Source organism: Pedococcus dokdonensis, from assembly GCF_900104525.1.
GTDB classification, from domain to species: domain Bacteria; phylum Actinomycetota; class Actinomycetes; order Actinomycetales; family Dermatophilaceae; genus Pedococcus; species Pedococcus dokdonensis.
This window is the reverse complement of sequence record NZ_LT629711.1, coordinates 3,375,882-3,392,833: the sequence shown is the minus strand read 5'-3', so window position 1 is coordinate 3,392,833 and position 16,952 is coordinate 3,375,882. Positions and strand designations below refer to the sequence as shown.

Here is a 16,952-nt window from a genome sequence, read left to right as displayed (position 1 = left end):
AACTCGACTCACCGAGGTTTGGCCCGGGCTCCCGCGGGGCACGACTCGGACGTCCAGTCCCCGATCGGCAGGTGGTCGTCATGAGAAAGCCACAGCGGCTCCCGCAGCCCACCCTCGATGAGTACGAGTGGCAGGACCGCGCGTCGTGCCGGTCCGTGCCGGTCGCCGTCTTCTTCCAGTCGGAGAACGCGCGTGGCGGGGTGAGGGCAGCCGGGGAGGAAGCCGCCAAGCGGGTCTGCCGGGTCTGCCCGGTGATCGCACAGTGCCGGGTGCACGCCATCGCCGCCGAGGACTACGGGGTATGGGGTGGGCTCACCGCCCTGGAGCGCGCGGCGATCCGCGACCAACCTGCCGCAGCAGGTGCGGGACGTTCCCTCCGTCGCGGAGCAGCCTGATTCCCACCTCCACGCCGTAGCTCCCAGAAGGGTGCGACCGGCCTCCTGCGCCTCGATGCACCGGCGGCGGCCCCGGGGCTCAGCGGGCGAGCAGGGCCACCACGTCGACGAGGGCGATGCCGATCGCCGCGAGGAACGGCACGCGGCCGCGCCCGACGACCGCGACGACGGTGAGCAGCACGCAGCCGCCCAGGACCGTCCACGACCAGGCCGGCACCGTCCCGGCGGGGCCGAGGGTGGCGACCGCCGAGCCGGCCAGCAGGACGGCCGGGGCCAGCATCCGCACCCGAGCGGCGCCCAGCCGCTGCGGCAGGCCGTGCACCCCGGTGGCGGCGTCGTCGGCGAGGTCGGGCAGCGCGTTGAGCAGGTGCGCACCCACGCCGAGCAGCGCACCGGTGGCCACCATCCACCCGGGGGGCCAGCCCCGGTCGGGCCCCGCGAGGGAGACGACGGCGGGCAGGATCCCGAAGGCCACGGCATACGGCAGGGCGGACCACCCGGTGCGCTTGAGGCCGAGGTTGTAGGCCCAACCCGACCCGACCCCGAGCAGGAGGTGGGCCAGGCCCGAGCGCCAGCCGCACGCCATCGACAGGACGAGGCAGGTCAGGCCTGCGGCGCCGATCGCGGTGCGCACCAGCTTCGTCGAGACCTCGCCCCGCGCCACCGGCTTGTCGGCGCGGTGGACGGCGCGGTCGCGGCCGGCGTCGAGGAGGTCGTTGGACCACCCGATCGTGAGCTGCCCGGTGAACACGGCGGCCGTCACGAGGGACGCGGGGCGGGCGGTGAGGTCGAGCGCGACGGTGAGCAGTGCGGTCAGGACCGTGACGGCGACGGTGGGCCCGGCGTGGCTCGCCCGGACCAGTGCGCCGAGCGTCCCGGCCCGGGGCCGCACCGGCGGGCCTGCCGTCGTCGGCTCGGTCGTCACGCAGCCACCCTAGGTCTCGGCGGTGCTTGCGGGCGCGAAGCGTCCGGCTGTGCCTAGGCTGACTGGGTGAGCCGCATCGTGTCCGTCGCCGGGGTCCTGCCCGAGCACCGCTACGCCCAGGCCCAGGTGACCGAGGCCTTCGCGAGCGTGCTCGGCGCGCACGGGGTGGACCGGCTGCTCCTCGAGCGCATCCACGCCAACGCGGGGGTCAGCCACCGGCACCTCGCGCTGCCCCTGGAGCGCTATGCGGAGCTGCGCGACTTCGGCGAGGCCAACGACGAGTTCATCGCAGCAGCAGTCGACCTCGGCTCCGAGGCGGTCGTCGACGCCCTCAAGGCCGCCGGCCTCACCCCGACCGACGTCGACCTCATCGTCTCGACGACCGTCACCGGCCTCGCCGTCCCGTCCCTCGAGGCCCGCATCGCCGCCCGGATCGGGCTGCGCCCCGACGTGAAGCGGCTGCCGATCGTGGGCCTGGGTTGTGTGGCCGGGGCTGCTGGCGTCGCGCGGGTCCACGACCACCTGCTCGGACACCCCCGCGATGTGGCGGTGCTGCTCTCGGCCGAGCTCTGCAGCCTCACCGTCCAGCGTGACGACACCTCCACGGCGAACCTCGTTGCGAGCGGGCTCTTCGGCGACGGGGCCGCGGCCGTCGTGCTGCTCGGCGCCGAGCGGGCCGCCGAGGTCGGCCCGGACACCGGTCACGACGTGCGCGTCGTGGCGACCCGCAGCCGGATGTACCCCGACAGCGAGCGGGCCATGGGCTGGGACGTCGGAGCCTCCGGCCTGCGGATCGTCCTCGGCGTCGAGGTGCCCGAGCTGGTTCGGGCCAACCTGCGCGAGGACGTCGACGGCTTCCTCGAGCAGCACGGGCTGACCCGGGCCGACATCGGGTTCTGGGTGGCCCACCCGGGTGGCCCGAAGGTGCTGGAGGCGATGGCCGACGCGCTCTCGGTGCCGCGCGAGGCGCTCGGCGTCACCTGGGACTCGCTGGACCGGATCGGCAACCTCTCGTCGGCCTCGGTCCTGCACGTCCTCGCCGACACCCTGCGCGACCACCCACCGACACCCGGGAGCCACGGGGTGCTGATGGCCATGGGGCCGGGCTTCTGCCTCGAGCTGGTGCTGCTGAGAGCGGCCGGCTGAGGCGGCCATGACCACCTCCCAGCTCTGGTTCACCGTGCTCGTCGCTGCGGTCGGCGTCGAGCGCCTCGCCGAGATGGTCGTGTCGAAACGCCATGCGGCCTGGGCCTTCGCGCGCGGCGGCGTCGAGTCGGGTCGCAGCCACTTCCCTGCGATGGTGGCGCTGCACACCGCCCTCCTGGTGGGCGCCGTGGTCGAGGTCGTCGCCACCGACCGGCCGTTCGTCCCCCTCCTGGCCTGGCCGATGCTCGCCCTCGTCGTCGCGGCCCAGGCCCTGCGCTGGTGGTGCATCCTGACGCTCGGACCGCAGTGGAACACGCGCGTGATCGTGGTGCCGGGGGCTCCCCTCGTCGCCGGCGGCCCCTACCGGCTCCTGCGCCACCCCAACTACGTCGCCGTGGTCGTCGAAGGGGTGGCTCTGCCGCTGGTCCACACCGCGTGGCTGACCGCCGTGGCGTTCAGCGTCCTCAACGTCGCCCTGCTGTCGGTGCGCATCCGGGTCGAGGAGCAGGCCCTCGGCGTCCGGCCGGGCGCGACGTGAGCGTCGACCTGCTCGTGGTCGGCGGCGGACCGGTCGGGTTGGCCACCGCCCTGTATGCCGTGCGGCGTGGCCTCACGGTGGAGGTGCTGGAGCCGAGACCCGGCCCGGTGGACAAGGCCTGCGGCGAAGGGCTCATGCCTGGCGGGCTCACCGCCTTGGCTGAGCTCGGCGTCCATCCGGATGGCCACGCCGTCAAGGGGATCCGCTACCTGTCGGCTCGCGGCAGCGCCGTGGCCGACTTCCGGCACGGCCTCGGGCGCGGAGTCCGGCGCACCGAGCTGCACTCCCGGCTGGCGGGCGCGGTCGAGCATGCGGGCGTTGCCGTCCACCGGCTCTCCGCCACCGACCTGCGACAGGACGCCGACGGCGTGGACGTGGCGACCAGCTCGCCCGGCGGCACGGAAGGACCGACCCTTCGCGCCGGCCACGTCGTCGCGGCAGACGGGCTGCACTCGTGGACCCGGCGCCACCTGGGCCTCGACCACCCCCCGGACCGGGCCGCGCGCTACGGGCTCCGTCAGCACTTCCACCTCGCGCCCTGGTCGAACCACGTCGACGTGCTCTGGGCCGCGGATGCGGAGGCCTACGTCACCCCGGTGGGGGACGACCTGGTCGGGGTGGCGGTCCTGAGCCGCCGGCGGCGACCGTTCGCCGAGCACCTCGCGCAGTTCCCCTCCCTGGCCTCGCACCTGGCTGGTGCCGAGCCCGCCACGGCGGTGCAGGGAGCCGGGCCGTTGCGGCAGCGCAGCCGCCGACGGGTCGACGGCCGCGTGCTCCTCGTCGGCGACGCCAGCGGCTACGTCGACGCCCTGACCGGCGAAGGGATCTCGCTCGGCCTGGCGCAGGCTCGGGCGGCCGTGTCCGCAGTGGCGGGCGGGCACCCCCGGGACTACGAGCGGGCCTGGCTCGCGGCCACCTGGCGCTGCTCGTTGCTCACGCACGGACTGCTGCAGGCCACCCGGCCGCAGGTCGCCCGCCGGGCACTGGTGCCACTGGCGGCACGCGCACCCTGGGTGTTCTCCGCAGCCGTCAACGAGCTGGGTCGGTCCGCGTGACCGAGCTCGTCGTCCTCCTCGACGACCAGGGTCGCGCGGTGGGCACGCAGGACAAGGCGACCGTCCACCATGGTGCGACGCCCCTGCACCTGGCCTTCTCGGCATACCTCGTCGACCCGGAAGGGGCGCTGCTCGTCACCCAGCGGGCGCCGAGCAAGGCGACCTTCCCGGGGGTCTGGACCAACTCGGTCTGTGGGCACCCCGCGCCCGGTGAGCCGCTCGACGCGGCAGTGCGGCGGCGCGCACGGGACGAGCTCGGAGTGACCATCGGCGCGCTGCGGCTGGTGCTGCCGGCGTTCGCGTACGTCGCCGAGCAGGGCGGTGTGGTCGAGAACGAGCGGTGCCCGGTCTTCATGACCGAGCTGACCAGTCGCGAGCTGACCCTCGACCCCGCGGAGGTGGGTGGCACCGAGTGGGTGCCGTGGGCGGACTTCTCCGCCGAGGTGCTGGACGGCCGGCGCACCGTGTCGTCCTGGTGCCGCGAGCAGGTCGAGCAGCTCGTGCTCCTCGGTCCCCAGCCCCGGGACTGGCCAGCCGCCGACCCCACACTCCTGCCCCGAGCCGCTCGCCTCGCAGGTTTGGCGCGGACCGGGGATTGGTGACGGGGAAGGCCCGGCCACCAGGAGCGGGGCACGAGTAAGGCCCCCGTCGCGTTGCCGCGAGCGGGGGCCCCATCGTCTGTCTCAACTCAGACCTGGTGATCGCCGGAACGACGATCGAGTGCGCCCGAAGGGATTCGAACCCCTAACCTTCTGATCCGTAGCAATTCGCGGACGCCGGCTGGACGTGACTCGACACGACTTACAGAGGATCTCGGTGGCGCATCGTCGCAGGTCACAGCGCTGTAGACGCGTTCAGTCGTCCAAAGCCGAGTGTTGTCGGATTGTTACTCAGTTCGTTCAGAGTCGGGCTTCTTGGGCCCATTTCTGGGCCTGCCTCCTCGATCTGCAGATGGCCTCCGTGCCGCGGAGTGGCTGATTGGATTGCATGCCCGCCCCAACGACTTCTCCGCGAGGCGGCGCAGAGATCCGACCTAGTTCTCGGGCAGTGCGTACACCGCGCGGGCAACAGAAGGCCGGATGTTGCACGGGGCGGTGCACGGAGACGTAGGGATGGCTGATGACGTGCGGGTTCGCCTCTGCCTGAAGATCGGAACGTCAGCCTTCGACCCTGCGCGGCTCAAAGAGCGGCTCGAGACCCCACGGGCCGGGTGATCGCCATGGAGTCGCGCATTCCATGATTCCCGCGTTAGCTCGACTTGGCCACGTCTTAGAGGACTGCGTCAAACCCCCCACGCCTCGATTGTGAGCTGGGCGCGGTGGTGGGCGTAGTGCAACACCGGGTAGGCGTACACGTCCGCCAAAGTCATGAGCGGTTCGAAGTACGGGTCCCAGCTGGTCGGGAAGGGCATGCCACGGCGCAGCCGCTCCTCCGGCTCCTGCTCGAGGCTGGTGACCAGGTGGTCGATGGTGCGGTCGCATAACCAGCCCATCCGGGCGTGGTTGAACGCGAGTACGCCGCCGCAGGCCCCCGCGTAGTTGACCCAGTGGAACGGAATCCGCCCGGCGTTCAGCAGGCTGGCGAAGCCGCGCCCGACCCATGGCGGCATCGAGCTGATGAGGCGGACCAGCGGCAGGAGCCGACGCACGATGAGGAACCCGAACACCATGTGGAACAGCAGCTGCTCGTTGGTCCAGGCCGTCCCGTTGCTCCGCGCGCGCAGCCGCTCCGGCGTGGCGATCGCGAGGAGTTCGTGCAGGTCGCGCCGGCATCCGGTCAGGTCGCCGACGATGGCGCCACGATCCACCTGCCCCGCGCCCTCCTCGTCCTGGGCGGTCATCGGGTGGCTCGAACCATCAGGGCAGGTGCCTGTCCAGGCGTCGGAGCAGCGGTCCGACGATCGGCCAGTTCTGAGCGCCGGCGCGCATGACCCGCCCTCTGGCCGAGGCACCACCCTGGCGTGCGAGAGCACCCGGTGTGCGGCGGCCGGCGTCGGCGGCGGAGCGCGCGCGCCGGTGCAGCCAATGCGCGCACCCGGCGCACACCCCGACCTCCGGGTGCGTCCCAAGCCGGGACAGGTCTTGCTCGTCGAACGTGTTCCCGCAGCACCAGCAAGCCGGGCGCTCGGCCCCCTCGTGCTCCACCGCTGCAGCTGTCATTAGCCCATCGTCGCCCCACACCCCCCGCGTCGCCAGAGGTCAGGGCTCCCCCGTTCAGGCGGCCCGCTGCCTCAGGGCGTCAGCGAGCTGGCGGACCGTGGGTGAACCAGCCATGCCATCCGCGGTGGCGTACACGCGACACGCCAGTGCCGGCACGGCATCCGGCTGCCCAAACGGGTCGGTGCCCTCAAGCCAGACGGTGGGCGACCCCGCGAAGCCAACCCGCTGCGCTTCCTCGATGGTCTCAACCGCCAGGGTGGTCACCTCAACCGGGACGCTCGCCTGCTCAGCCGCCATGTGCACGCGCTCCACCGTCGTCCGCCAGCTGGGGCATCCGGCGAAGTACAGCACCGTCACGTCCATGCTCATGCCCTCATCATCGCCTCACGCCGAATCGCTGAGACCACCGACCGCCCAATCTGCTTGCCGCAGGCATCCGCGCTCACGCGGAGCGGGGCGCGTACATGATGACCCCGACCCCAACCAGGCAGACCAAGACGCCGACGATGTCGGACCGATCCGGACGGAACCCATCGAACACGACACCCCAGGCCAGCGACCCGGCGACGAACACCCCGCCGTACGCGGCCAGGATGCGCCCGAAGTTCGGGTCCGACTGGAAGGTGGCGACGAACCCGTACGCAGCCAGCGCCAGCACGCCGGCGCCGACCCACACCCAGCCGCGGTGCTCACGCACCCCCTGCCAGACCAGCCAGGCCCCACCGATCTCAGCGATGGCGGCGGTCAGGAACAGCAGGATGGAGCGGATCACAGTCATAACAGCCATGCCGTCATCCGCCTTGGGCCCATGTCCGAGCGGCGCGGTGGTGCGGGTGACGTCGACCGGCCCGGGCGCGGCCGGCGTGCATGAGGCCGCGGCGACCGCCTTGCGGCGACGGGTCAGAGCGAGTCCGGCGGCCCCCGCGACGACGAGTGCGAACACGGTCCCGGCGAAGACGAAGGTGACGGCCGTCGCGGCAAGTCAGGTTCCGGGACTACTTGTCCACCCTGGCCTGAGCGCCACCGGGTAGAGCGCGCACCCCGGAACGGAAGTCATTCCATATAAATATAGAATGAGGAAATGACCTCGTCCGAGCCCACCCCCGCCTTGCCGGTCCGCATCCTCCCGCTGGTTGACGAGGGGCTGGGGAACTCGGCCTACCTGCTCGATCTCGGTGACGGGCGCGGGTTGGCGATGGACGCGAGCCGGGACCTTCGGGCCCTGCACGCGACCGCCGACCAGCGCGGGCTGAAGGTAGCCTTCGCCGCGGACACCCACCTGCACGCGGACTTCCTGTCCGGCTCGCTGGGTCTGGCTGCCAGTGATGGTGCGACGGTGTTGGCCTCCGCCGCCGGCGGCCGCGAGTTCGCCCACAGGGCCTTGGCCGACGGTGACGAGGTCGACCTCGGTGGCCTGACCCTGCGCACCTTGGCAACTCCGGGCCACACCCACGAGCACATCGCGTTCGAGGTGCTGGACGGCGCGAACACCGTCGGCGTGTTCACCGGCGGGTCTTTGCTGGTCGGGTCCGCGGCCCGCACCGATCTCGTCTCGCCCGAGCTAACCGAGGAGCTGGCCAGGGCGCAGTACCGGTCGCTGCAGCGCCTCGCCGGCCTTGATGACCGGGTCGCGGTGTGGCCCACGCACGGCGCCGGGTCGTTCTGTTCCGCACCCCCCGGTGCCCAGCGGACCTCCAGCATCGGGACCGAGCGCGCCACCAACCAGCTGCTACGCGCGCCGTCCGAGGACGCATTCGTCCAGGCCCTGCTGGGTTCGTTGGGCACTTACCCGCCGTACTTCAGCCGGCTCGGCGAGGTCAACCGCCTCGGGCCACCCTTGGTCGACGGCGACTCCCTGAACCCCTTGGAACCGGGACAGGTTCGGGCGCTGGCGTCGGCCGGGTCCCCTGTCGTCGACGTGCGCGCCTTGGAGGCGTTCTCGCGCGCCCACGTGCCCGGGGCGGTGTCAATCCCGTTGCGGGACGCGTTCGCGACCTGGCTCGGCTGGCTCATCACCCCCGGCACGCCACTGGTCGTGGTGCGTGACGCCGACCAGGACCCCGCCGAGATCGTGTGGCAGGCGCGCAAGGTTGGCTACGACCTGTTCGCTGGCGAGCTCACCGACGGGATGACGTCGTGGAGCGCAGCCGGGTTGCCCACCGCGTCGATCCCGCTGGTCGCCGCCGACGCCCTGGACGGTGCGACCGTCCTGGACATCCGCCAGAGCGGCGAGTTCACCTCCGGACACGTGCCCGGCGCAGCCCACGTCGAGCTCGGCACCCTGACCGGCCACCCCCTCCCAACTCTGCCGGCGGGACCCCTGGTGGTCATGTGCGGTCACGGGGAGCGTGCGATGAGCGCCGCCAGCCTCCTGGCCCGCGCCGGCCGACGTGAGGTTGCCGTCCTGGCCGGCGGACCCGGCGACTGGGCGGCCACGACCAGCCGGACGTTGGAGACCGGACGATGAGCGGCACCAACGCCCCCGACTCCACGGACGCTGCGCGGACTGAAGGAGCTCCAGCCATCCGGTTGGGGCTGCGGCAGAACGCCGCCCAGTTCGGGCTGCTCGTTGCCGTCAACGCCCTCGTCGGCGGGATGCTCGGGCAGGAACGCACCGTTCTTCCGCTGCTGGGCGACCGCGAGTTCGGGCTGAAGGCGTACACCGCTGGGCTCAGCTTCATCCTCGTGTTCGGGCTCGCGAAGGCGGCCACGAACTACTTCGCCGGCACGATGGCGGACCGGTACGGGCGCAAACCGGTCCTGGTCGCTGGGTGGCTGGTCGCTGTCCCGGTGCCGCTGATGTTGATCTGGGCTCCTTCGTGGGCGTGGGTCATCGTCGCCAACGTCCTGCTCGGCATCAGTCAGGGCCTGACCTGGTCCACCACCGTGGTGATGAAGATCGACCTGGTCGGGCCGGCCCGCCGTGGCCTGGCGATGGGGCTAAACGAGGCCGCGGGCTACGGGGCCGTGGCCGTGACCGCGTTGCTCACCGGGTACCTGGCCCAGTCCTACGGGCTGCGCCCGGCACCGTTCCTGCTCGGCATCGCGTTCGCCGCCCTCGGCTTGGGTCTGTCCACGCTGGTCGTGCGGGAGACCCGCGACCACGCACGCCTGGAGGCCGCCGGCCATGTCGCCCGGGACGACGGGTTGCATGACCACCTGCACGCCGAGCTGGGCAACCGGGCCGTGTTCACCCAGACGAGCTTCCGTGAGCCCGCGCTGTCCTCAGCCAGCCAGGCTGGCCTGGTCAACAACCTCAACGACGGCCTGGCGTGGGGACTGTTTCCCATCCTGTTCGCCGGCGCTGGCCTGAGCGTGGGACGCATCGGCGTCCTGGCCGCGGTGTACCCAGCCGTGTGGGGTGCGGGGCAGCTGGTCACGGGTGCCCTGTCCGACCGGTGGGGTCGCAAGTGGCTCATCGCCTCCGGGATGTTCCTGCAAGCCGTCGCACTCGGGCTTGTAGCACTCGGGGACTCGTTCACCGTATGGGCCCTCGCTGCTGCGTCTTTGGGGCTGGGGACTGCGGCGGTGTACCCGACGTTGCTTGCGTCCATCGGTGACGTTGCCCACCCGGCATGGCGCGCCCGTGCGGTCGGCATCTACCGGCTGTGGCGCGACGGTGGGTTCGCCGCAGGCGCACTTCTGGCTGGTCTCATCGCCGACGCCGTGGGGGTCCGAGCCGCGATCTGGGTGGTCGCCGCCCTCACTGCAGCGTCCGGGCTGGTGGTGGCTGTCCGCATGTACGAGACCCACCCCCGCTCCCACCGACAGCCAAACACCACCGCCACAGACCCAAACCCAACCCCGACGCCGACCGCCGAGCAGGAGGTTCACCATGGGTGACCGCGACGCCAAAGCTGCGCTCTTCGCCGAGTTCGCCGCCACCGGGAAGGCCCTGTCCAACCCGTCCCGCCTCGAGCTGTTGGACCTGCTCGCGCAGGGGCCACGCAGCGTCGAGGACCTCGCCGCCGCCGCGGACCTGGCCGTCGGCACCTGCTCGGCTCACCTGCAGACGCTGCGGGAGGCTGGCATGGTCAGCACTCGGCGCGACGGCAAGCGCGTCTTCTACTCCTTGACCGGCGACGACGTCGCCGCCCTGTTCGCGCAGCTGCGCACCGTCGCCCAGGGGCACCGCCCGCACACCGAGCTGGCCCGCCAGGCGTACCTGGGGCCCGACGACACGACCGCGGTGAGCACCCAGGAGCTGCTGGACCGCTTGGGCGACGGCCGCACCGTTGTCCTGGACGTTCGCCCCGGCACCGAGTACGACGCCGGGCACCTGCCGGGGGCGGTGAACATCCCGCTGGACGAGCTCGCCGACCGACTCGCTGAGCTGCCTGCCGGGGCAGACATCGTCGCGTACTGCCGCGGCAGGTACTGCGTCCTGGCCCACGACGCCGCGCGGCTGCTGAACAACGAAGGCATGACGGCTCGACGCGCGGAGGACGGCGTCCTGGAATGGCGCATCACTGGCAGCGCAAGGCTGGACGGAGCCGCCTGACGGGTAAGTCCAGGCCGTTCGCTCAGTACAGGCACCAGCTCAGGACATAGTCGGCCGGGCTTGCCTGCAGCGCCTGCACTGCCCACACGGTCACCGGTGCCAGCGCGGGCAATGCAAACAGTCCCACGCGGAGCCGGTACCGGGTTCGCCACAGGGTGACAGCCCACGGGATGGCGACCAGGGCAGCGAGCAGCACGAGTGACCGTTGAGCTTCGCCGAGGTCAGCAGCCTGTGCGGGTTCGTTGCACACGCCCGCGTGCATGAGGGTCTGGTACGCGGAGACGACGAACGTGACGACCCACGTGACCAGCATCCCGACGACGATGGCGGTCCACCGGGCCGGGCGCCAGCCGCGCCACCGGATCAACGGACGCCAGCCAGTGTCTACACCAGTGGACGCACAAGTTGGACCGACGGCACCCTGGCCGGGCGCCTCCGACGAACCTGCTGTGTGCATGCCCAACCCTGACGTGTCCCAGTGCGCACCACATCCGCTCAGGTACTCACCGGAAGCGACCCCGCGTCAGCTCAGGAGGGACCCGCCTCTGGTCCAGCGTGACGTCCGTCCGGACGCTGCGGCTCAGAGCGCCCCGGCTCCTCGAGGTGTTGCTTCAACGCGGTCAGGTTGGCGGGCATCTCTTTGGCCGCTTGGCGGCGCACCATGAGTGGGACGAGCAGCTTGCCGATGCCGTGGCCCTCGAAGTCGACGGCGATGGTCAAGCGGGAACGGGCATCGTCGAGCGGTTCGACGGTGACGTCGACGATGGCTCGGATGGGGCCGTCGATGCCGTGCACTCCCCACCGGTGCGGCGGCTCGATGTGGGTGACTGTGGAGGTGGAGGACCGGACGGCGCCGCCGATGCGGCGCGACGTCAGGCATCGGTCTCCGACCTTGGGGGCGCCGGTGGCCTCCATGTGGCCGTCGACGACGCCGTTCTGCCACTCGTGGAACCGGGTGGGGTCGGTGGCGTAGGCGAACACGTCCGCAGCGGCGCGGTTGACGTCCATGGTCACGGCGACCGGTGCCATCAGGACGCCCCGTTGGTGATGGCGGCGTACCGGTCCAGGTACAGCGGCCAGCCCTGGTCGCCGTCGATGCCTTCATGGACCGCTTCCCAGCCGGGTCCGTGCCGGTAGATGTGGCGGTGCTCGAGCACGACACGTGTCTGACCGCCGCTCAACGGCGTGAACTGGACATCGACTTCGCTGGTGTTCGCCGGGTCGGTCTCGACCTGCCAGGTCGGGCCGATGTCCCAGCTGAACACGACCCGGCTCGGCGGGTCGTAGGTGAGGATTCGTGCCCACCGGCACTCGGACCCGTCCGTGCCGCGGTCGATGATGTGACCTCCGACGCGCGGCTCGAACACGGTCGCCGCGATGGGCACTGCCAGCAGGTTGTGCTCGGCCGGCTTGAAGTCGCCGAACCCGTCGGTGAACAGGGCGAACGCCCGCTCAACCGGGACGTTCACCACCACTTCCTTGCGCACCACCGGCGCGGCGGTCTGGGTCATGACTGCTCCCTCGGTGTCGGTTCGTTGGTGTTCTGTACGTACCCGGTCAGGGCCCGATTCCAGAAGGTGTCGAGCTGGTCGCGCATCGCGGCCACACCCTCGGGGTTGAGCCGGTAGATGCGGCGAGTGCCTTCGGCCTGCTCGGTGACCAGGCGGGCGGCCTTGAGCACCTTCAGGTGCTGGGACACCGCGGGCCGGCTCACGGGCAGGACATCAGCCAGCTCACCCACGGCGCGGGGCCGTTCGGCCAGGCACTCGAAGATGGCGCGTCGCGTGGGGTCCCCGAGGGCGCTGAGCCCATCCACCTGTTGGTTAGCCACCACGAACCGTAAGTTATCACTTACCGATCGAGTTGCCCACCCTCGACCGCTGCCGGGTACGCGTGGACGACTGCTCGTCGCAGGCGAGGAACGGCGGCGAACATGTGTTGCTGCGCCTCGTGCGCCAGGTCATGGGCGGCCGCGGCGCTCACGCCCGTCTCTACGTCGAGGGTGACGTCTGCCAGTAGCTCGTGACCGACCCACCGCATCCGCAGGTCACGCACGCCCACCACGTGCGGCATCGACGCCAAGGCGTTCTCCGCGGCTTCGACCTTGTCCGGTTCCACGCCGTCCATCAGGCGCCGGAACACCTCGCGCGCCGCAGTGCGGAGCACCATGACGATGGCGACGGTGATGAGCAGGCCCACCAACGGGTCTGCCCAGTTCCAGCCGACGGCTACACCTCCTGCCCCGCCCAGGACCGCCAGGGAGGTCAGGCCGTCGGTGCGCGCATGGTGGCCGTCTGCAACGAGAGCTGCCGAGCCGATGGCGTTGCCCTCGCGGATCCGGTACGCGGCCACGGCTTCGTTGCCGAGGAAGCCGACGAACCCGGCGAGGGCCACCCAGCCGAGGTTGTGTACCGGTGCCGGTTCAAGCAGCCGGCGGACGGCCTCCCAGCCAGCCAGGACTGCGGAGGCGGCAATCATCAGGATGACGAAGAGGCCGGCAAGGTCCTCGGCGCGCCCGAACCCGTAGGTGTACCTGCGGGTCGGTGGACGCCGACCGAGCCAGAACGCCACCCACAGCGGGATGGCGGTGAACGCGTCGGAGAAGTTGTGGATGGTGTCGGCCAACAGAGCGACCGACCCTGACGCGAGGAAAACCAGCAGCTGGAGGACTGCGGTGAGGGCCAACCCGACAAGGCTGACCTTGACGGCGCGGATTCCGCGGGCGCTGGACTCCAGGGCGTCATCGACGGAGTCCGCCGCATCGTGGGAGTGCGGGGTGAACACGTGGCGAACCCGACCCAGCCACCCGTGCTGGTGGTCGTGGTCATGGTCGTGGTCACGCACTGGCTCGCCCTCGTGCGCATGCTCGTGGCCGTGCAGGCCATCGACAACCCGTGACTCGTGGGGCTGGTTCGGCACGTTCGGCGGCGCGGGCATGAGTTGAGCATACCTGCGTGTGTGTGAAGGTACGCAGGCGGTAGGGTCTGCTGTGTGCACGACGAACTCCCCACCCTGTCCATGCCGCACGACGACCAAGCCCAGCTGGCGGCGGAGACCTTCCGGATGCTGGCCGACCCGACACGGATCAAGCTGCTCTGGGCGCTGATGCAGGGCGAGTCATCGGTGACCTGCCTGGCCGAACTGGCCGGGGTCACGCCGACGTCGGTGAGTCAGCACCTGGCCAAGCTGCGACTGGCTGGCTTGGTCCGGGGACGCCGGGAAGGGACGTTCATTTACTACACGGCCGCCAACACCCATGTGCACGCCTTGTTGGCTGAAGCGCTGTCCCATGCGGAGCACACCGATTCCGACCTCGGCTCGGAGGGCACGCACCGGCATGCCCTTCGTGCTGGCGCCCCGCCCACGTCTGACGCCGCCCCATCACCCCGCTGAGGAACACTGACCGGGCGAAATCACGTCACGAACCCTGCGAGGCGGACGCTGACGTTCAGCTCGCCGAGAGCAGCCCCTTCATCGCGGCGATTTCCTTCGTCTGACCGTCGATGATGCTCTGCGCCAGGGTCCGAACCTGCGTGTCTTTCGTGGTGGCCAGGACGTCGTTGGCCATGGTGAGAGCCCCCTGGTGGTGGGCGACCATCATCGTCAGCCACATCCGGTCGAACTGGGCACCGGACGCCTGGCTCAGCTTGGTCATGTCGGCCTGGCTCATCATGCCGTCACTTCCGTGGTTCATGCCGGCCACACCGTTCATGTCCGCGGAGCCGGTGGGTGCGCCCCACGTGCCCAGCCATCCGGTCATGGTGGCGATCTCGGGGTCCTGGGCAGCCTTGATCTTCGTGGCGAGAGCCTTGACGTCGGCGGAGGAGGCCCGGGTCAGGGCCAGGTCGGCCATCTGCACGGCCTGCTGGTGGTGCGGCACCATCGTCTGCGCGAACATCACGTCGGCTGGGTCAACCTTGGCCGTGGACGTCGCGCTCGAGCTGGCGGTTCCCATTCCGTTCATCCCGGTCATGCCGTTGTGATCGGTGTCTGCCCCGCCGCAGGCGCTGAGGGCGACGGCGCCCGCCAGGACAGCGGTGACGGACAGGGCACGAGCGGTGGTGCGCACGGCGTGGACTCCTTGCGTTGGGGGCGGGACGCGGGTGCCGGGCCGGAAGGGGGGACTCGCGAGCCCGGCACCCACACCCACCACTGTCCGGTTCGTCCCCTGAGGGTCTGGTCGGTATCCGATGAAGGTTCGATGAAGAACCAGTAGGACCAGGTCCGCGGCGCCCTCCCCCTGTGGTCGGGCCACTCGACCTCCGGCTGCCGTTGTCCGGGTGGGGGCGTCAGGTCCGGTACGAAAGCGTCGTCATCATCCCGGCCTCACCGTGGTAGGCGTTGTGGCAGTGCGTCATCCACTGGCCCGGGTTCGTTGCGTCGAGATCAACGGTGACCGTACGCATCGGGGCCACAATGACCGTGTCCTTGCGCACTCCGGGGCGGCCGGAGGCGTCGACGACAGCGAACGTGTGGCCGTGCACGTGCATCGGGTGGAACATCATCGTCGCATTCTTCAGCCGCAGCCTGACTCGCTCGCCCTGGCGCACGTCCAGCGGCCGTTGCCGGTCAAAGGTGCGCCCGTTGATGGTCCACACGTAGCCAGCCGAGGACCCGCCCATGCCGCCACCCATCCCGCCCATGGAGCCCCCGAGGACCAGGTCGTGGGTGCGGTCCACACGGCGGGCCGGGAGTATCGCTGACGCACCTGGACTGAGGTCGGCCACGGTCAGGACGCGCCCGTCGAGCTCGACCGGTCGCGCCGCAGGGGACGGAACCTGCCCGGCAGCGGTACGCACCACTGCCAGACCCTGGCCTTGCTTGCCCTCCGCCGACGCCACGAGCGGGAACGCACCGTCGCCCAGGGTGAGCATGACGTCGACGCGTTCACCCATGCCGAGCAGGACCGCGTCACCGGTCACGGGCACCACGGGGAACCCGTCGGCGTGGGTCAGGCTCAGCTGGTGCCCGCCGACCGCAACACGGAAAGCGGTGTCCGATGCGGCGTTCACCAGGCGTACCCGGACCCGCTGCCCGGGACGACCGGTCAGTGTCACCGGCGCCGCTGGCACGCGGCCGTTGACCAGGTAGTACGGGTAGGCGACATCGCCGGCGCCACCCAGCAACGGTGACCTCATCGACTCACCACCCATGCCACCTCCACCCATCCCCATGCCACCCATCCCGCCCATGCCGCCCATACCGGACCCCGTGGCGGACTTCAGCGAGGCCAGGACCTGGTCGGGGGTTTGTCCGGTGCCGTCGACCCAGTCGTCCAGGACCACGACCCACTCCTGGTCGTACGCGCCGGGTTCGGCCGGGTCGTCCACCACCAGGACTCCGTAGAGGCCCCTGTCGAGCTGGACCCCCACGTGCGGGTGGAAGAAGTACGTGCCCGGGTCGGGGACGGTGAAGTCGTACCGGAACGAGGTGTTCGGGGCGACCGAGGCCTGCGTCATGTCGGGGACGCCGTCCATGTCGTTTCGCAGCGCAATCCCGTGCCAGTGCACCGTCGTGGGCGCCGGAAGGCCGTTGCTCAGGTCGACGACCAGGCGGTCACCTGCTCGGGCACGGATCGTGGGGCCCGGCACCGACCCGAACGACCATGTGTCGACCACAGGTCCGCCCAGGTCGACCCGTCCCGGCGCCGCAACCAGTCGGGAGGTCACAGTCCGTCCGGTGTGCCGACGGGCACGGTCGACTGCCCCCACCACGGGGGAGGTCGGGCGGACGAGCCGCGACGGCGGGGCCCCGCACGCCGCAAGGACTCCCAACCCGGCCAGCCCGGCGCCCCCCGCCAGAACTGCCCGTCGCGCCAGGGACACGGACGGCGGGACGGTGTAGGCGGGGTCGAACCAGTGTCGCGTGCTCGATCGGCTCATGCCCGGCTCATCAGGGCGGCAAGCCGGGCCCGGTACTCGGGCTCGTCGATGTCACCTGCGGCGAACCGCTGCTCGAGCAGGGCCCGCGCCGCCGGGGACACCTCGTGCCCGACCGGGGGCGCCGAACCGTTGTCGGTCCCAGCGACCATCGTGCGGTCACGCGCACCCCACGGCCAGCGGATCACGGCCACGATGGCCACAGCCACCAGGACCCACAGCACGACCATCATCACCGACATGACCACCCAGCTGCCCCAGCCGGTGTCGTAGCCACCCATCATCAGGACCACCCTCTTCATCTTCTCGTTGTGTGTCCTCCCAGCGTGCGACGGCCCCACCACACCCCCGGTC

At 71.0% G+C, this 16,952-nt stretch carries 21 protein-coding genes; 9 read left to right on the top strand and 12 right to left on the bottom strand.

Translation table 11 applies throughout. From position 1 onward, the window contains the following. Window positions 1-80 precede the first annotated feature (80 nt). Complete coding sequence (locus BLQ34_RS16010) at window positions 81-395, top strand: WhiB family transcriptional regulator (protein WP_091790105.1); 315 nt, start codon at window positions 81-83, stop codon at window positions 393-395. A gap of 79 nt (window positions 396-474) precedes the next feature. On the opposite strand, the gene BLQ34_RS16005 is transcribed toward BLQ34_RS16010, so the two are convergent. Beyond that, complete coding sequence (locus BLQ34_RS16005; protein WP_231961323.1) at window positions 475-1,320, bottom strand: UbiA family prenyltransferase; 846 nt, start codon at window positions 1,318-1,320, stop codon at window positions 475-477. Between the two features lie 66 nt (window positions 1,321-1,386). Between BLQ34_RS16005 and BLQ34_RS16000 the strand changes: the two genes are divergently transcribed. Genes BLQ34_RS16000 through idi form a run of 4 tightly spaced genes read left to right on the top strand, consistent with a single transcriptional unit; the run spans window position 1,387 to window position 4,661 of the window. Beyond that, entirely contained in the window at window positions 1,387-2,466 is a 1,080-nt protein-coding gene (locus BLQ34_RS16000; RefSeq protein WP_091787723.1) for a type III polyketide synthase, read from the top strand. A 7-nt stretch (window positions 2,467-2,473) separates the two neighbouring features. Then, window positions 2,474-3,004 carry an isoprenylcysteine carboxyl methyltransferase family protein gene (locus BLQ34_RS15995; protein ID WP_091787720.1) on the top strand — a complete coding sequence of 177 codons (531 nt, stop codon included), beginning with the start codon at window positions 2,474-2,476 and terminating at the stop codon, window positions 3,002-3,004. Beyond that, window positions 3,001-4,059, top strand: coding sequence for an NAD(P)/FAD-dependent oxidoreductase (locus tag BLQ34_RS15990; RefSeq protein WP_091787717.1), 1,059 nt, complete (start codon window positions 3,001-3,003; stop codon window positions 4,057-4,059). Before BLQ34_RS15995 ends, BLQ34_RS15990 begins: the two co-directional genes overlap by 4 nt. Continuing rightward, a complete protein-coding gene (idi, locus tag BLQ34_RS15985; protein ID WP_091787714.1) occupies window positions 4,056-4,661 on the top strand; it encodes an isopentenyl-diphosphate Delta-isomerase in 606 nt (201 codons plus the stop codon). Before BLQ34_RS15990 ends, idi begins: the two co-directional genes overlap by 4 nt. Before the next feature lie 680 nt (window positions 4,662-5,341). Here idi and BLQ34_RS15980 read toward each other — a convergent pair. The 3 genes from BLQ34_RS15980 to BLQ34_RS15965 form a co-directional block, all read right to left on the bottom strand. Continuing rightward, complete coding sequence (locus BLQ34_RS15980; protein ID WP_157693105.1) at window positions 5,342-5,899, bottom strand: DinB family protein; 558 nt, start codon at window positions 5,897-5,899, stop codon at window positions 5,342-5,344. Between the two features lie 373 nt (window positions 5,900-6,272). Further along, the gene (locus BLQ34_RS15970; protein ID WP_231961322.1) at window positions 6,273-6,587 is read right to left on the bottom strand and encodes a thioredoxin family protein; all 315 of its coding nucleotides are present in this window, start codon (window positions 6,585-6,587) and stop codon (window positions 6,273-6,275) included. Window positions 6,588-6,660: 73 nt separating this feature from the next. Then, window positions 6,661-6,996 carry a YnfA family protein gene (locus BLQ34_RS15965; RefSeq protein WP_091790096.1) on the bottom strand — a complete coding sequence of 112 codons (336 nt, stop codon included), beginning with the start codon at window positions 6,994-6,996 and terminating at the stop codon, window positions 6,661-6,663. A 303-nt stretch (window positions 6,997-7,299) separates the two neighbouring features. Here BLQ34_RS15965 and BLQ34_RS15960 point away from each other — a divergent pair, with 303 nt between their 5' ends. Genes BLQ34_RS15960 through BLQ34_RS15950 form a run of 3 tightly spaced genes read left to right on the top strand, consistent with a single transcriptional unit; the run spans window position 7,300 to window position 10,719 of the window. Continuing rightward, the gene (locus BLQ34_RS15960) at window positions 7,300-8,685 is read left to right on the top strand and encodes an MBL fold metallo-hydrolase (protein ID WP_091787709.1); all 1,386 of its coding nucleotides are present in this window, start codon (window positions 7,300-7,302) and stop codon (window positions 8,683-8,685) included. After that, window positions 8,682-10,061: an MFS transporter gene (locus tag BLQ34_RS15955; RefSeq protein ID WP_091787706.1), complete on the top strand. Its 1,380-nt coding sequence runs from the start codon at window positions 8,682-8,684 to the stop codon at window positions 10,059-10,061. The genes BLQ34_RS15960 and BLQ34_RS15955 overlap by 4 nt, the downstream gene beginning before the upstream one ends. Next, window positions 10,054-10,719, top strand: a complete 666-nt coding sequence (locus BLQ34_RS15950; RefSeq protein ID WP_091787704.1) for an ArsR/SmtB family transcription factor — start codon at window positions 10,054-10,056, stop codon at window positions 10,717-10,719. Before BLQ34_RS15955 ends, BLQ34_RS15950 begins: the two co-directional genes overlap by 8 nt. A gap of 22 nt (window positions 10,720-10,741) precedes the next feature. Here BLQ34_RS15950 and BLQ34_RS15945 read toward each other — a convergent pair whose 3' ends face one another. The 5 genes from BLQ34_RS15945 to BLQ34_RS15925 all read right to left on the bottom strand — a co-directional run bounded on the left by BLQ34_RS15945 (window position 10,742) and on the right by BLQ34_RS15925 (window position 13,503). After that, the gene (locus tag BLQ34_RS15945) at window positions 10,742-11,032 is read right to left on the bottom strand and encodes a hypothetical protein (RefSeq protein WP_157693104.1); all 291 of its coding nucleotides are present in this window, start codon (window positions 11,030-11,032) and stop codon (window positions 10,742-10,744) included. Between the two features lie 215 nt (window positions 11,033-11,247). Further along, window positions 11,248-11,748: an SRPBCC family protein gene (locus tag BLQ34_RS15940; protein ID WP_091787697.1), complete on the bottom strand. Its 501-nt coding sequence runs from the start codon at window positions 11,746-11,748 to the stop codon at window positions 11,248-11,250. Then, window positions 11,748-12,230 carry an SRPBCC family protein gene (locus BLQ34_RS15935; protein ID WP_091787694.1) on the bottom strand — a complete coding sequence of 161 codons (483 nt, stop codon included), beginning with the start codon at window positions 12,228-12,230 and terminating at the stop codon, window positions 11,748-11,750. The genes BLQ34_RS15940 and BLQ34_RS15935 overlap by 1 nt, the downstream gene beginning before the upstream one ends. Continuing rightward, the gene (locus tag BLQ34_RS15930) at window positions 12,227-12,550 is read right to left on the bottom strand and encodes an ArsR/SmtB family transcription factor (RefSeq protein ID WP_231961321.1); all 324 of its coding nucleotides are present in this window, start codon (window positions 12,548-12,550) and stop codon (window positions 12,227-12,229) included. Before BLQ34_RS15930 ends, BLQ34_RS15935 begins: the two co-directional genes overlap by 4 nt. Before the next feature lie 20 nt (window positions 12,551-12,570). Then, complete coding sequence (locus BLQ34_RS15925) at window positions 12,571-13,503, bottom strand: cation diffusion facilitator family transporter (RefSeq protein ID WP_231961320.1); 933 nt, start codon at window positions 13,501-13,503, stop codon at window positions 12,571-12,573. Between the two features lie 207 nt (window positions 13,504-13,710). Between BLQ34_RS15925 and BLQ34_RS15920 the strand changes: the two genes are divergently transcribed. Next, the gene (locus BLQ34_RS15920) at window positions 13,711-14,112 is read left to right on the top strand and encodes an ArsR/SmtB family transcription factor (protein WP_197674722.1); all 402 of its coding nucleotides are present in this window, start codon (window positions 13,711-13,713) and stop codon (window positions 14,110-14,112) included. A gap of 55 nt (window positions 14,113-14,167) precedes the next feature. Here BLQ34_RS15920 and BLQ34_RS15915 read toward each other — a convergent pair whose 3' ends face one another. From BLQ34_RS15915 to BLQ34_RS15905, 3 genes are all read right to left on the bottom strand, one after another. Beyond that, the gene (locus BLQ34_RS15915) at window positions 14,168-14,788 is read right to left on the bottom strand and encodes a DUF305 domain-containing protein (protein WP_172829416.1); all 621 of its coding nucleotides are present in this window, start codon (window positions 14,786-14,788) and stop codon (window positions 14,168-14,170) included. 220 nt (window positions 14,789-15,008) lie between these two features. Beyond that, window positions 15,009-16,601, bottom strand: coding sequence for a multicopper oxidase family protein (locus BLQ34_RS15910; RefSeq protein WP_091787684.1), 1,593 nt, complete (start codon window positions 16,599-16,601; stop codon window positions 15,009-15,011). Beyond that, entirely contained in the window at window positions 16,598-16,900 is a 303-nt protein-coding gene (locus BLQ34_RS15905; protein WP_231961319.1) for an SHOCT domain-containing protein, read from the bottom strand. Before BLQ34_RS15905 ends, BLQ34_RS15910 begins: the two co-directional genes overlap by 4 nt. Between the last annotated feature and the right edge of the window lie 52 nt (window positions 16,901-16,952).

Excerpts from the sequence above, each read along its gene's own strand:
- BLQ34_RS16010 (WP_091790105.1), top strand. The coding sequence starts at position 81 with ATGAGAAAGCCACAGCGGCTCCCGCAGCCCACCCTCGATGAGTACGAG.
- BLQ34_RS15995 (WP_091787720.1), top strand. The coding sequence starts at position 2,474 with ATGACCACCTCCCAGCTCTGGTTCACCGTGCTCGTCGCTGCGGTCGGC.
- BLQ34_RS15980 (WP_157693105.1), bottom strand. The coding sequence starts at position 5,899 with ATGACCGCCCAGGACGAGGAGGGCGCGGGGCAGGTGGATCGTGGCGCC.
- BLQ34_RS15970 (WP_231961322.1), bottom strand. The coding sequence starts at position 6,587 with ATGAGCATGGACGTGACGGTGCTGTACTTCGCCGGATGCCCCAGCTGG.
- BLQ34_RS15965 (WP_091790096.1), bottom strand. The coding sequence starts at position 6,996 with ATGACTGTGATCCGCTCCATCCTGCTGTTCCTGACCGCCGCCATCGCT.
- BLQ34_RS15960 (WP_091787709.1), top strand. The coding sequence starts at position 7,300 with ATGACCTCGTCCGAGCCCACCCCCGCCTTGCCGGTCCGCATCCTCCCG.
- BLQ34_RS15955 (WP_091787706.1), top strand. The coding sequence starts at position 8,682 with ATGAGCGGCACCAACGCCCCCGACTCCACGGACGCTGCGCGGACTGAA.
- BLQ34_RS15950 (WP_091787704.1), top strand. The coding sequence starts at position 10,054 with ATGGGTGACCGCGACGCCAAAGCTGCGCTCTTCGCCGAGTTCGCCGCC.
- BLQ34_RS15945 (WP_157693104.1), bottom strand. The coding sequence starts at position 11,032 with ATGCTGGTCACGTGGGTCGTCACGTTCGTCGTCTCCGCGTACCAGACC.
- BLQ34_RS15940 (WP_091787697.1), bottom strand. The coding sequence starts at position 11,748 with ATGGCACCGGTCGCCGTGACCATGGACGTCAACCGCGCCGCTGCGGAC.
- BLQ34_RS15935 (WP_091787694.1), bottom strand. The coding sequence starts at position 12,230 with ATGACCCAGACCGCCGCGCCGGTGGTGCGCAAGGAAGTGGTGGTGAAC.
- BLQ34_RS15910 (WP_091787684.1), bottom strand. The coding sequence starts at position 16,601 with ATGAGCCGATCGAGCACGCGACACTGGTTCGACCCCGCCTACACCGTC.
- BLQ34_RS15905 (WP_231961319.1), bottom strand. The coding sequence starts at position 16,900 with ATGAAGAGGGTGGTCCTGATGATGGGTGGCTACGACACCGGCTGGGGC.